This window comes from Bacterioplanes sanyensis, from assembly GCF_014652515.1.
Taxonomy (GTDB): Bacteria; Pseudomonadota; Gammaproteobacteria; order Pseudomonadales; family Oceanobacteraceae; genus Bacterioplanes; species Bacterioplanes sanyensis.
Window position 1 is genome coordinate 11,926 of sequence record NZ_BMYY01000014.1, and the last position, 13,596, is coordinate 25,521.

Sequence of the window (13,596 nt, forward strand, 5' to 3'; positions counted from 1 at the left end):
TGCGGTTAGCAGCGGGTTAATCGTTATTCAGCCATTGTTGTACACAGGCCAGCATGTCCTCATCGCGGGCGCTGGCCGCTTGTTTGACCGTTAAGCCTAATTGCTGCGCCTGCTGGGCGGCGCGCTCACTGGGTACTATCACACCCGCAATGCGCTGCGCTAAATCTGGCACCTGCTCGATCACAATATCGAGTGCCTGGCTGCTACTTAACAACAGCAAGGGCCGCTGCGCCAGCACCTGTGGCCAGTCATCGTCGGTCACCGGCAAGCGCTCATACAGCTCGGCATAGTCAACTTGGGCGCCACGCTGGCGCAATACATTGGCCAAGGTTTCGCGACCGCCACGGCCACGCCAGATCAGCACTTTTGTGCCGGCTATGCGTGCCTGTGCCAAGCTGGGCAAGGCCAGCACACCCTCACTATCGAACTTCTGCGGCGGCATGCGCACTTTCAGGCCAGCGCCTTGCAAGACTTCGGCAGTGGTGGGGCCAACGGCATACCAGTCGATCCCCACCGGCGCTTGCGGCCAGTATTCATCCAACCATTGCAGACCCTGCTCAGCCGCATTGCGGCTGATGGCAATCACCGCTTGGTAATGGTCCAAGTCGATCATACTCTGCCTGAGAGCGGCGTGAGACGCCAGCGCCTCGATGCGCATCAAAGGTCGATGCATGACTTCCAGACCCAGCTCCGTTAGGGCCGCCACCAACGCCTGCTGCTGCCCATCAGGCCGAGTAACGACAATCTGCATCAATCAACCTTATGGCCGTAGACTTCGGCCAGAATGTCGCCAGCGCCCTGCTCTAACAGGTGCTCAGCAGCGGCAATGCCCATGCGCTCGCAGTCGCTGGCTGGGCCAGTTTGCTCAGTGGTGAGCATGCGTGCACCGTCGACACTGCCGACCAAACCGCGCAAATGCAATTGCTCGCCATCAAGAGTGGCGTAGGCCGCAATCGGTACCTGACAGCCACCTTGCAGGCGTCGATTCAAGGCTCGCTCCGCCAGTACACAGTAGGCCGTAGGCTGGTGATGCAGTGGTTGTAGCAACTCATGGATGGCACTGTCATTGGCTCGCCATTCAATGCCTAAGGCACCCTGGCCACCGGCCGGCAGCGATTGCTCCGCGGGCATGGCGCTGGCGATGCGATCTTGCATTTCTAACCGAATCAAGCCCGATGCCGCCAGAATGATGGCGTCGTATTCACCGGCATCCAGTTTGCCCAACCGAGTTTGCACATTGCCGCGCAAGGTTTTGACCTGTAAATCCGGCCGTGCCTGCTGCGCCTGGCACTGGCGGCGCAGGCTGGAGGTGCCCAGCACCGCGCCCTGTGGCAGCTCATCCAAGCTGCGGTAGTGATTGGAAACAAACGCGTCGAAGGGGTTTTCGCGCTCGCAAATCACGCCCAGCTCCAAGCCCTCGGGAAACTCCATCGGCACGTCTTTCATCGAGTGCACAGCGATGTCGGCTTCACCGGCCAACATGGCGTTTTCCAGCTCTTTGACGAACAGCCCCTTACCGCCAATTTTGGCCAGCGGCGTATCGAGGATTTTGTCGCCCTTGGTGACAAAGGTGACCAACTCAATGGTCAGGTCGGGGTACAGCGCTTGCAGGCGCGCCTGAATATGCTCGGCCTGCCACATGGCCAGCGGGCTTTTGCGGGTGGCGATACGCAGATGGGTCACGGCAGTCATAACAATCCTTAAGCTTGCGGCGCTGGCAGCGACAGCGCTACCAGCCTATTGGCGCTGATCATACCAGCGCCACCGCCGCAACCGAAATGACGACCGTCAGTAGTAGTTCAGCTCCTGCGCCTTACCACTAAACACGCGATAGGCAAAAATGGTGTAGCCAATGATGCACGGCAGCACCAACAGCGCGCCAACAAAGATGATCCACAGCGATTCTGGGCTCGCCGCCGCACCGTAAATGGTCATCTGCTCCGGCACCACGTAGGGGTAAAAACTGTAGGCCAAGCCCTGAAAGCACAGGGCAAACATGCCGCCAGCCAGCCAAAACGGCCAACGATAAAAGCGGTCATGGCGATACGGCATACCCACTAACAGGCGATCGAGGGCTAACGCCAGCAAGCCGGTCAACAGTGGAATCGGTGCCAGTAAGATGATCTCCGGCATGCTGAACCATTTGGCAAAGATGCGCTCATTGACCAGCGGCGTTACCAACGAAATCGTAACGATACCCAATGCCGTCAGCCATAAACTTAAACGCGCCCAACGCACGGCTCGGCGCTGGAGCTCATCTTCGGTTTTCATCACCAGCCAGGTAGCACCCATCAGGCAATAGCCCGCCGCCAAAGAGATCGCCACTAGCACGGCAAACACAGTGGCTGAGGTGGAGTCTTCAAAGCCCATAATGTAAAGACCCAGCATATAACCTTGGGTCAGCGCCGCCAGCAAAGACCCCACCATAAAGGCGGCATCCCAACGCTGCTTATGCTGCGCCCGCGCTTTGGCACGAAAATCAAAGGATACGCCGCGCAAGATCAACGCCATCAGCATCAAGGTGGCGGGCAAATACAGCTCAGATAAAATCACCCCGTGGGCAGCGGGAAAGGCAACCAACAATAAGCCGACACTGAGCACCAGCCAGGTTTCGTTGGCATCCCAAAACGGCCCGATGGAGGCAATCATGCGGTCTTTCTGCTCATCATCGGCAGCTGCCATCAACATGCCAACGCCCAAATCATAACCGTCGAGAATCACATACAGCAGAATCGACAGGCCCATTAAGGCGGCAAAGGCCACGGCCAGCCAGTGGCCTTCTGTTGCGAGCATATCCATTACACGCCCTCCTGTTGAAAGGCACCGGCCAGTGGTTTGGCCTCATGAGCACTGGGTTCTGGCAAACGTCCAGCGCGACGCGCCAGATAAAACAAGGTGCCAATAAAGGCGCTGATCAGCACGGCATAAATCAGCAAGTAGCCCGTCAGCGTGGTGGCGATCATGCCAGCGGCAACATCGGAGGCGGCATCGGCGGTGAGCAACACATCTTGCACCAGCCAAGGCTGGCGGCCGATCTCCGTGGTGTACCAGCCTGCCACCGTGGCGACCCAGCCAGCAAAGGTCATGGCCACCAACACTTTGGCCAGCCAAGGCTTCGGCTCACCCTGACGTTTTAGCTGCCAAGCACCAACCCAAGACACCAACAGCATCAATAAACCGACGCCCACCATAATGCGAAACGAGAAGAACACCGGTGCCATCGGCGGGTGATGCTCAAAGGCATCAAAGCCCTTCAGCTCGCCGTCCCACTCGTGGGTCAGAATCAAGCTGGCCAGGTTGGGGATCTTGACTTCGTAGTGATTGCTTTGCTGCTCGGCATCAGGAATGGCAAACAAGCGCAAGCCCGCGCCTTGCTCGGTTTGCCACAAACCCTCCATCGCTGCCACTTTTTGCGGCTGATGCTCCAAGGTGTTCAAGCCGTGCAAATCGCCCATAAATATTTGCAACGGAATCAGACCAGCCGCGAGGAAAACACCGGTTTTTAAACCTGCTTTTACACCGCCCGAGCGATCTCCGCGCAACCAGCGATAGGCGCTCAAACCAGCAATCAGGAAAGCCGCCGTCAAGCCCGAGGCCATTAACATATGCGCCAAACGATAGGGCATAGAGGGGTTAAAAATAATCGCCCACCAGTCGGTGGCATGGGCGACGCCATCACGCATTTCAAAGCCGGCGGGCGTATGCATCCAGCTGTTGAGTACCAGAATCCAAAAGGCCGACAGCGTAGTACCCACCGCCACCAGCAGCGTGGCGATGGTGTGCACTCGGTTCGATACCCGGTTAACGCCAAACAGCATGATGCCGAGGAACACCGCCTCCATAAAAAACGCGGTCAGAATTTCATAAGCCAGCAAGGGGCCGGCGATATTGCCCACGGTTTCCATAAACCCGGGCCAGTTGGTGCCAAATTGGAACGACATGGTAATGCCTGACACCACGCCCAAGGCGAAGCACAGGGCAAACACCTTCACAAAGAATTGATACGCCGCCATCCACTGGTCATCGCCGCTGCGGTTGAACTTTAACTTAAAGAACAACAGCACCCAGCCCAAGGCGATGGTGATGGTGGGAAACAAAATGTGGAAAGTAATATTGGCGCCAAATTGCGCCCGAGCCAGCATTAACGCATCAAGCGTTTCCATAATGCCTCCGAAGTGAGAAAGTTCTGAATAACCCACAATCCCGTAGGAGTTATTCACAGCTCTCTGCCGTGCAGGACAAATTATGCCAAAGTTGCTGTCGTCGCAGCCTGTATAGAAATGTGGAGAAGTGGCAAGACAGCCCGTGCACGGTATCACAACCGCCCTAGTGCAGGCTGCGGCAAAAGCACGCAGCCTAGCGATAACACTGTGTTGCGCTACCTGAAACGGTAGTTAGGCGAGATTTTTGCAGCTGTAGTAAATGTGGCAAATGTGAATTACAGCTCGCGCATGGCGCGGCGCACCACCGGCACATGGCGACGACTCACGGCGATGCCGCCGTCATGGCCGCGCAAAAACACGCAATGGCCACCGCCGGGCTGCGACTCCAATCGCTCGATGCGTGAACGCGCCACTAACGTGCTGCGATGCACGCGCAAGAAGCGCTCGCCAAACTCGTCTTCTAATTGCCGCAGTGAATCGTCGATCAGGGTTTCACCGCCTTCATGAAACACACTGACGTACTTGTGATCGGCACTAAAAAACAGCACCTCTTCCACCGGAATCAACTGCAACCCGGCATGAGTGCGGGCACTTAAATGAGTGCGAGCGCCACCGCCAACGGCGGCGGCCTCCGGCTTTTGCTGCAACCACTGGGCCGCGCGCTGCAGCGCCCGCGATAAATTTTCTTTGCCGACGGGTTTGAGCAAATAGTCCAGCGCCTGTACCGAAAACGCCTGCAGCGCGTGCTCCTCATAAGCGGTGCAAAACACCACCAGCGGCGGGTTGGGTAACTGCTGCAGCTGCTGCGCCGTTTGCAAGCCATCCAGCTCAGGCATTTGAATATCCAGCAGCACTAAGTCCACCGAGTTGCTGCGCAGCCACTCGACGGTGGAGGCGCCATCGCCGGCCTCGGCCACCCAATCAAAGTTGTCATGTTCCATCAGTAAACGCTTGAGGCGCTCACGCGCTAAAGGCTCGTCGTCTACCAGCATGACCCGATAACTCATTTGTCCTTCCTCGGCAGTATCAAGGTGGTGCGATAGTGGCTGCCGTGATGTTCCGCCTGCATGTGCGCCTCACTGCCGTACACGGCCTGCAGGCGTGCACGAATGTTGTTTTGCGCCATACGGTTACCACTGCTGGCCACTGGCTTTTCCGGGCAACTATTGTCGATCACGATGCGACAGCTGTCTGTGCGGCTATGCACAGTCACGCGAATTTCGCCGCCCTGACGCCGTGGCTGTACCCCATGGTAGACGGCATTTTCCAACAGTGGCTGCAGCAACAGCTGCGGCACTTGAATATCGGGCAGCTCATCCAGGTCTGGCCAGTAGAGTTTCAACCGCTCCCCTAAGCGTACTTGTTCGATATCCAGATAGCCTCGGCCCAGCTGCAGCTCGGTGCTGAGCGGCACCAGTTTGTCATCCGCTTTCAGCACGGCACGAAACAGGCGCGCTAAGTCGATCAGCATTTGCTCGGCTTTATCCGGGTCGACCACAATCAGCGAGGCCACGGTGTTGAGGGTGTTAAAAAAGAAGTGTGGGCGAATATTGGCCTGCAGCACCGCCAAGCGTGAACGCAGCTCGGCCTGGGCCTGCTGACGCCATTGGCTTTGCACATAAAAGTAGCGCAGCGCCATGGCGGCAAAAATCGCGGCGATGAACTGGTTGCGCAATACCCAGAGCCAGTCCACCGGCCCTTGATTCAGTGGCCACAAGGCCTCGCTTGCCAAGCTCACCACCAGGGTTACCAACTGAGTGGTGATCAGGGCAGCCATGCTGGCCAAAGTAACGCTGCGCCGCGCCAGTAAGCGCCGCAGCTGACACAAGCAAGCCACAGACAACAGCGCCACCCACAGGGCAAAAAATGACACCAAAGAAAAGCGCTGCAGCGAAAAGTGCTCCAGCCCGGTTTCGACCAGGGTTAATGCCAGCACCAGCGCTTCCGTCACGCCTAATAGCAAAATCACCGCCCGGGTATTGCACAAATCCGGCAAAAAGAAGGCTTCTAACTCAGCCTTGGAGGGGCTGTTATCCTCGGGCAGCAATGGCTTCACGGCAACTCTCACACAATCACGATGGCTGTTAGTCTCGCCACAGATAGCCTGCCTCGCAAGGCCGCCGGCGCCAATGTGGCGGCTTGCCGCTCAATTTGCAAAGCCGTTAGCGCTACAAAGAAAGCCGTTAGCGCTGCTAAGAGAGTCGTTAGCGCTGCTAAGAGCGCCAACAGCGCTATTGGGTCGCCTACCTGTCTGCCGCTATACTCAGCCACCGCAATTGAATGCCGACGCCATTAACCGACATTATTAACCGACATGATTAAAAAGGTGCGCCATGACTGATCAGACCAATGCCTCCTGGGGTGGCCGTTTTTCCGAACCGACCGATGCGTTTGTCGCTCGTTACACCGCTTCCGTCAGCTTTGATCAGCGCATGTACCGCCAAGACATCCAAGGCTCCATTGCCCACGCCAAGATGCTGTGCAAAGTCGGCGTATTAAGCGAAACCGAGCGCGACGACATTATTCGCGGCCTAGAAGAAGTGCGCATTGAAATTGAGCGCGGTGACTTTAACTGGTCCGTCGAGCTGGAAGATGTGCACATGAACATCGAAGCAGCGCTAACGCAAAAAATCGGCATCACCGGCAAAAAGCTGCACACCGGCCGCTCGCGCAACGATCAGGTCGCCACCGACATTCGCCTCTACCTGCGTGATGAAATTGACGTCATCGCGTCCGAGCTAACGCGTTTGCAGCAAGGCCTGATTGACTTGGCCGAGCAAGAAGCCGACACCATTATGCCGGGCTTTACCCATTTGCAAACGGCGCAGCCAGTGACCTTTGGCCATCACCTATTGGCCTGGAACGAAATGCTGCAACGCGACTACAGCCGCCTGATGGACTGCCGCAAGCGCATCAATATTCTGCCACTCGGCGCTGCGGCACTGGCCGGCACCACTTACCCCATTGATCGCCATTACACCGCGGAGCTATTGGGCTTTGAGCGGCCGACGGAAAACAGCCTGGATTCCGTCTCCGACCGTGACTTTGCCATTGAATTTACCAGTGTGGCGGCGCTGATCATGATGCATATGTCGCGCTTCTCCGAAGAGCTGGTGTTGTGGGCCTCAGCGCAGTTCCAGTTTATTGATTTGCCAGATCGCTTTTGCACTGGCTCATCCATTATGCCGCAAAAGAAAAACCCGGACGTGCCCGAGCTGGTGCGCGGCAAAACCGGCCGCGTATACGGCCATATGATTTCATTGTTAACCCTGATGAAGTCACAGCCACTGGCCTACAACAAAGACAACCAAGAAGACAAAGAACCGCTATTCGACACCGTCGATACCCTGCGCGACAGCTTGCGAGCGTTTGCCGATATGGCGCCGCACCTGCAAGCGAAAAAAGACTGCATGTATGAAGCAGCGAAGCGTGGTTTCTCTACCGCTACCGATTTGGCCGACTATGTTGTGCGCAAAGGCATTCCCTTCCGCGATGCCCATGAAATTGTCGGCAAGGCCGTGGCCTATGGCATTGAAAGCGGCAAAGACTTAAGCGATATGACACTGCAAGAACTGCAGCAATTCTCTGAGCAAATCAGCGACGATGTGTTTGAAGTATTAACGCTGGAAGGCTCTGTCGCTGCCCGCGACCATATTGGCGGCACCGCACCGAACCAAGTGCGTGCGGCAGCAGGCCGGGCCAAAGCACTGCTGGCTGAGCGTTAATCATCTAAGAGCGGGCTTGTTGATAGGCCCATAAGAAGGCGTTTAGCACGGCCCGTTATTTGCGACAGCCTTGTTAAGTGCTTTCTTAATCTGCCGTTTTGTTTTTACCAAACCATCCCGCCACATTGACCACTTGCACGAAGCGAAATACCAGTACGGCGTGAATCAAAGCAACGATGACGCCCATCGCGTGTTGGCCGGAAGCCATCATATCCCACACCATGGCCGGCAAGATCAAAATTGGGAACCAAGCGATATAGCGATAAAACACTCGCTCGAAGGCGGTACTAGCTGGGTTTTTGTTATTATCTTTGCTGTCCATCATGGCACCTTGTTGGCTCAGGCCTAAGATACACAGTGCAGCAAATGCTGGGTATTTGCACCATTAGCCATTAGTCAGACACACCGCGATTCGCCGTATGTCGAATGCAATATCAAATCTAAATCCGCCGTTCGGCAGAGCCGAAATCACTGTTGTGGAGCTTTTCGTGAAACGCCTGTTGTTGCTCTCGTTGATCTTTGCCCTGTTGGCTTGCAGCACACCTGAGCCACCTTTGCGCATAGGCAGCAACGTGTGGCCAGGCTACGAGGCGCTGTATCTGGCCCGCCACCATGGTCACTTTAACAAGCTACCGATCAAACTGGTGGAGTTGGCGTCAGCATCAGACCTAATGGATGGTATTCGCAACGGCCAACTGGATGGCGGTGGTCTTACTCTGGACGAAGTATTACTACTTGCCAGCGAAGGGATTGATATGACCATTGTGGCCCTGTGCGATATCTCTGCCGGAGCAGATGTCGTCATGGCCCGACCGGGAATTAATAATCTGGCGGCATTAGCAGGCAAGACCATTGCAGCAGAAACGACGGCCGTGGGAGCCGTTATGCTAGCCGGAGCATTACGACAGGCAGGCCTGAGCGAACATCAGGTGAGGATTGTTCATATGCCTCTGGCCGATCAGCTACCCGCCTACCAGCGCGGTGAAATAGACGCTGCGGTTAGCTTCGAACCCTTTAAAACCCATTTACAACAAGCCGGTGCTCAAGTGCTGTTTGATAGTCGCCAAATTGCTGGAGACATTGTCGACGTACTGGCGCTGCGATCTGAAGTAGTGGCGCAAAAGCCATACGTTGTGCAGCAGCTGGTGCGCGGCTACTTGCGCGCTAACTATTTATTGGTACAGGGAGATGAAGCAGCGCTGGCATACGTCAATCGCCGCTTGAGGCTGCCTCCGGAGCGTTTGCCTATGCTGTTTGAGGGAATGCAGATCCCCTCACTGCAACAACATCACCATTGGTTACGTCATGACGCAGAGGTAAAAGCTGCCGAGTTAGCCCCTCTCCTGTATCGCAAAGGTTTATTGCGCTATCAGGTCGAGCGCTTACCACAAGCGACAACGCAATTTTTGCCGGAGCTGCGCCCATGAAGCGATTATCGCTGCAGACTCGGCTACGGGCCTGGTCGGCCCTCGGGCTAGGTATGACCATCCTGGTCACGGCGTATTTTCTTTACAACCAGCAACGCCTCAGCTTCAACCAGCAATGGCAGCTGCGTACTCAGCATCAACTGGATGTGATCGGTAGCATGAGCCGCGACCTGCTAAGCCGCGGTGAGCTGCAGCAACTGGACCGCCAGATATCACGCTTGGCGCTGGAAGCCAATATTGATGAAGCGTATCTCGTGCGCGATGGTGTGATTCTGGCTTCCACCAAACGCGCACGCTATCTGGAGCCACGTTCGGCCATCGACTGGCCAATCCGCCCCATGCAACAGCGCCATGTCAGCCAACAGGGTAATACTCTGTATGCCATGCACCCGTTCCACTATGCGGCAGAGGGGTTGCGCGAAGAACGTAGAGCCAGCTTATGGTTGAAAACTGACCTCAGCCGTGACTGGCTGCTTGTCCGCCAGTCCCTGTGGTGGCAAATCGCGGTCATCAGCTTATTGTTGCTATGCGCTTATCTGGGCATTGAGCTACTGCTGCGGCGACAAGTACTAAAGCCCTTGCAGCAACTCGGCACGCTAACCGAGCGTCTGCGTGATGGCTATTTGGGCGAAACCATTCGCCATGACAAATCTCTAGAAATTGCCAAGCTACAAGCTGCTTTTAACAACCTTAGCCGTCATTTGCGCCGTTCAAAACACCAACTACAACAGCAGAATCGACTTAATCAGGCCTTTGCTCAGACCTTTCCCGACGTTGCCTTTGTACTCGACCAAGATGGCGTCATATCCGCGCGTTTCGGCTGCGATCACAGCCCGTTCGACGCTGCCGGTAGCGCGTTGGTAGGAATGGATTTTCGCCAGTTGCTGTCAACAGCAGAAGCCGCTGCCATGACGGCCCAGTGGCAGCTGTGTTTGCAACAACAGCAGTTAGTTGTACATGAGCTGCGACATCGAGCGTATTACTTAGAGTCTCGCTTGATGCCGCTCGACCAACAGCAAGCGAGTGATAACGCTGTGCTCTGGTTAGTACGCGATATCAGTGACAACAAACGCAAACAACAAGTAATCGAGCAGCAAGCCAATTATGACGCCCTAACGAACTTGGCCAATCGGCATTTGGCAACGCAGCGCTTGCAAAGCTGGATCGACCGAGCACCGCTGCACCAACACTATGGCGCCGTCCTGCTGATCGATTTGGATCACTTCAAACACATTAACGACTCGCTCGGACATCCATTTGGTGACCGCCTACTGATCGCCCTTGCTACCCGCTTGAGTCACCAGCGGTCTGGAGAAACGGCGCGCTTGGGCGGAGATGAGTTTCTGGTCATGCTAGAGCCCCTGTACCACAGTGCTGAGATGGCAGCTCAGCAAGCACAGCAAGTGGCGACGGATCTGCTTGAGCAGTTGCGTCAGCCGGTGCAAATAGATATTCACTCATTTCATTTGTCCGCCAGCATTGGTTTGGCTGTGTACCCGACAACAGACAGCAACGCTGAGGATATTATTCGTCAAGCAGATACTGCCATGTATCACGCCAAGAGCGCTGGGCGTGGCTGTGTCAGTCAATACAGTGACAGCATGCAACAACGAGTCCTGCAGCGAGTGCAGCTATTGAATGATTTGCATCGTGCCATCGAGCAGCAGGAGCTGAGCCTAGCACTACAGCCTCAGTTCGATGCCGCAGGTCAACTAGTCGGTGCAGAAGTTCTGTGCCGTTGGCAAAACCATGGTGAACTTGTGCCTCCGGATGTGTTTATTGCTGCCGCCGAAGAAAGCAAGCTGATTCTATCTCTCGGCAGTTGGGTGCTACAGCGCAGCTGTGCTTGTCTGCGTCGCTGGCAACAGCAGAACTGTTTACCACCATCGTTTCAGCGTTTGGCGATCAATATTAGTGCGGTGCAATTCATGGACGAAGGCTTTGTCGAGGAGTTGCAAAACATTGTCAGTCAGACAGGCATTCACAGCCAGCACATCGAACTGGAGCTCACTGAAAACGTCTTCATGGGCAATAAGCAACAGGTCAGCCAACGTATGCAGCTGCTCAGCCAGCAGGGCTTTAGCTTCGCTCTGGATGACTTTGGCACGGGCTACTCCTCACTTAGCTATCTGCAAAAGCTGCCACTGAACAAGCTCAAAATTGATCGCAGCTTTGTGATGGATATTGACCACGATAACGGCAGCGCTAGTATCGTCGACTCCATCATTCAGCTAAGTCATCATTTGCATCTACAGGTCATCGCCGAGGGAGTAGAAACAGAAACCCAACGTGACTACCTGCTAGCCCGTGACTGTCAGCAGTTGCAGGGATACTTACTCAGCCGCCCACTGTCTGAAGCCGACTTCACCGCTTGGCTAAAGGCAACCCAATAGAGTTACTCATGCTGCCACTGGTTTACCATCCAAATTATTCATGCCCCTTTCCGGAGGATCATCGCTTTGTGATGTCCAAGTTCCGGCGCTTGTTTGACTATTGCCAGCAATGGGGCCTGATCGATAACAATCTGCATCAACCCGAGGCCGCCAGTCTAGAGCAACTCAGCCGGGTCCATGACCACGATTATTTGCATGCCTTGCTCCACAATCGCATGGAACCGAGGGTTTGGCGCCGCACCGGTCTGCCTTGGAGCCAGGGCTTGATCGACCGCACGGTGACAGCGCCAAACGGCACCCTGTTGACCGCCCGTTTAGCCCTAGAGCATGGCATGGCCAGTCATCTGGCCGGCGGCACCCATCACGCCCACTGGGATTTCGGCTCCGGCTTTTGCTTAATCAACGACCTTGCTTACAGCGCTCAAACACTGCTCGATGAAGGTGAGGTCAAGCGCGTGCTGATTTTCGATTTAGACGTGCATCAGGGCGATGGCACCGCTGCACTGCTGGCCCATGAACCGCGTGCTTTTACCTGCTCGATTCACTGTGAAAAGAACTTCCCGTTTCGCAAGTCCGCCAGCGATTTGGATATTGGCTTAGACAAAGGCCTGGAAGACGCCGACTATTTACACACCGTCGAGCACACGCTGGTGCCTTTGTTAGAAGAATTACAGCCAGATTTGGTGCTGTACGATGCCGGTGCGGATGTCTGGCAAGGTGATGAACTGGGCCATTTGAACATCAGCTGGCAAGGGGTGCGCCAGCGCGATGAGCTGGTGTTAAAGCACTGCTTGCAACGTCATATTCCGGTCGCCACTGTGATTGGTGGCGGCTATGACCGTGACCATGTGCGCTTGGCTCAACGCCATGCCACGGTTATTGAGGTAGCGTCAGCCCTGTTCCCGCTGTATCTCTAAGCACTGCCAGCAGCTGCTGCTGCAGCCACGCCAAGGCAGGGTCACGCAGCGCCTTTTTATGCCAATAAAGATGCAGCTCCAAGTTAGCGGTAGGCAATGGAAAGGGTTTGACCATCCATTGTTGCGGCTGTTGATTCGCCAGCTGCGCGGCGTAATCACGCGGCAGGGTTAATAGCAGGTCGGTCTTGGCGGCCACCTGCAAGGCGGCGTAGTAATTTTGACAGCGCAAGGCCACACGCCGCTCCAGCCCTTCTCGCGCCAATGCCAAGTCTTCCGCGCCTGGGCCTTCTGGGCGGCTGGAGACCAGCACATGGCCCCAGCCTAAGTAGGTGTCTGCTTCCCACAGTTGGGTTAGCGCCGGATGATCGTGGCGCAGCAGCACCGCCAGCTGCTGCTGACCGATGCGCTGATGGCCAATGTCGCCGGCCATCGGCACCAAGACATCGGCCGCAAAATCGACGCTGCCACTGCGCAGCGCACTGGCCAGGTCGCGTCGGTTTTGGCGTATGCTGCGCACTTGAATGCCGGGCGCCAGTGGCTGTAAATGCATCATCAGTGCCGGTAGCGCCGTCGCTTCCAGTAAATCCCGCATGGCCAAGGTGAACTGGCGGCCAGAGCGGCTCGGTTCAAACACCAAACCTTCATTTAACGTGGATTCCAACTCCGCCAACGCCGCCCGTACCCGTTCAATAATGGCTTGCGCCAGCGGCGTTGGCTGCATGCGCTTGCCGACACGTTCAAACAACGGGTCGTCAAAGCGCTCACGCAAGCGCGCCAAGGCATGGCTGACCGCCGGCTGCGATAAATGCAGGCGTTCACTGGCGCGAGTTAAGTTGCCTTCTTGATAAATCACATCAAAAACAACAAACAAGTTAAGGTCGGTTTTAGATAAGTTCATCTGCGTTGGCGGCTTCCTGTGACAGTCTTCCTGAACCTAATATGAACACGCCCGTTCCATCAGTGATACTAAT

12 protein-coding genes are annotated in these 13,596 nt (G+C 55.8%); 4 read left to right on the forward strand and 8 right to left on the reverse strand.

Annotated elements, in window-relative coordinates; translation table 11 throughout:
* Positions 1-16 precede the first annotated feature (16 nt).
* The 6 genes from IE090_RS15605 to IE090_RS15630 form a co-directional block, all read right to left on the reverse strand.
* Entirely contained in the window at positions 17-751 is a 735-nt protein-coding gene (locus IE090_RS15605) for a uroporphyrinogen-III synthase (protein WP_189389785.1), read from the reverse strand.
* Positions 751-1,692, reverse strand: coding sequence for a hydroxymethylbilane synthase (gene hemC, locus IE090_RS15610; protein ID WP_189389787.1), 942 nt, complete (start codon positions 1,690-1,692; stop codon positions 751-753). The genes IE090_RS15605 and hemC overlap by 1 nt, the downstream gene beginning before the upstream one ends.
* Before the next feature lie 96 nt (positions 1,693-1,788).
* The gene (locus IE090_RS15615; RefSeq protein ID WP_189389789.1) at positions 1,789-2,799 is read right to left on the reverse strand and encodes a cytochrome d ubiquinol oxidase subunit II; all 1,011 of its coding nucleotides are present in this window, start codon (positions 2,797-2,799) and stop codon (positions 1,789-1,791) included.
* The gene (locus IE090_RS15620) at positions 2,799-4,163 is read right to left on the reverse strand and encodes a cytochrome ubiquinol oxidase subunit I (RefSeq protein ID WP_189389791.1); all 1,365 of its coding nucleotides are present in this window, start codon (positions 4,161-4,163) and stop codon (positions 2,799-2,801) included. Before IE090_RS15620 ends, IE090_RS15615 begins: the two co-directional genes overlap by 1 nt.
* A gap of 275 nt (positions 4,164-4,438) precedes the next feature.
* On the reverse strand, positions 4,439-5,170 hold the full coding sequence (locus IE090_RS15625; protein ID WP_189389793.1) for a LytR/AlgR family response regulator transcription factor: 732 nt from the start codon (positions 5,168-5,170) through the stop codon (positions 4,439-4,441).
* Positions 5,167-6,219, reverse strand: a complete 1,053-nt coding sequence (locus IE090_RS15630; RefSeq protein WP_189389795.1) for a sensor histidine kinase — start codon at positions 6,217-6,219, stop codon at positions 5,167-5,169. The genes IE090_RS15625 and IE090_RS15630 overlap by 4 nt, the downstream gene beginning before the upstream one ends.
* Positions 6,220-6,496: 277 nt before the next feature.
* On the opposite strand from IE090_RS15630, the gene argH reads away from it, so the two are divergent.
* Entirely contained in the window at positions 6,497-7,888 is a 1,392-nt protein-coding gene (gene argH / locus IE090_RS15635) for an argininosuccinate lyase (protein WP_189389797.1), read from the forward strand.
* Between the two features lie 85 nt (positions 7,889-7,973).
* Here the strand turns inward: argH and IE090_RS15640 are convergent, their stop codons facing one another.
* Positions 7,974-8,210, reverse strand: a complete 237-nt coding sequence (locus IE090_RS15640; RefSeq protein WP_229815800.1) for a hypothetical protein — start codon at positions 8,208-8,210, stop codon at positions 7,974-7,976.
* A gap of 166 nt (positions 8,211-8,376) precedes the next feature.
* Here IE090_RS15640 and IE090_RS15645 point away from each other — a divergent pair, with 166 nt between their 5' ends.
* Genes IE090_RS15645 through IE090_RS15655 form a run of 3 tightly spaced genes read left to right on the forward strand, consistent with a single transcriptional unit; the run spans position 8,377 to position 12,625 of the window.
* Positions 8,377-9,315 (forward strand): ABC transporter substrate-binding protein, encoded by a 939-nt coding sequence (locus IE090_RS15645; RefSeq protein ID WP_189389801.1) that lies wholly within the window; start codon positions 8,377-8,379, stop codon positions 9,313-9,315.
* Positions 9,312-11,708 (forward strand): EAL domain-containing protein, encoded by a 2,397-nt coding sequence (locus tag IE090_RS15650; protein WP_189389803.1) that lies wholly within the window; start codon positions 9,312-9,314, stop codon positions 11,706-11,708. Before IE090_RS15645 ends, IE090_RS15650 begins: the two co-directional genes overlap by 4 nt.
* 8 nt (positions 11,709-11,716) lie before the next feature.
* A complete protein-coding gene (locus IE090_RS15655; protein ID WP_189389805.1) occupies positions 11,717-12,625 on the forward strand; it encodes a histone deacetylase family protein in 909 nt (302 codons plus the stop codon).
* On the opposite strand, the gene IE090_RS15660 is transcribed toward IE090_RS15655, so the two are convergent.
* The gene (locus tag IE090_RS15660; RefSeq protein WP_189389807.1) at positions 12,585-13,523 is read right to left on the reverse strand and encodes a LysR family transcriptional regulator; all 939 of its coding nucleotides are present in this window, start codon (positions 13,521-13,523) and stop codon (positions 12,585-12,587) included. The genes IE090_RS15655 and IE090_RS15660 overlap by 41 nt on opposite strands.
* Positions 13,524-13,596: the final 73 nt, after the last annotated feature.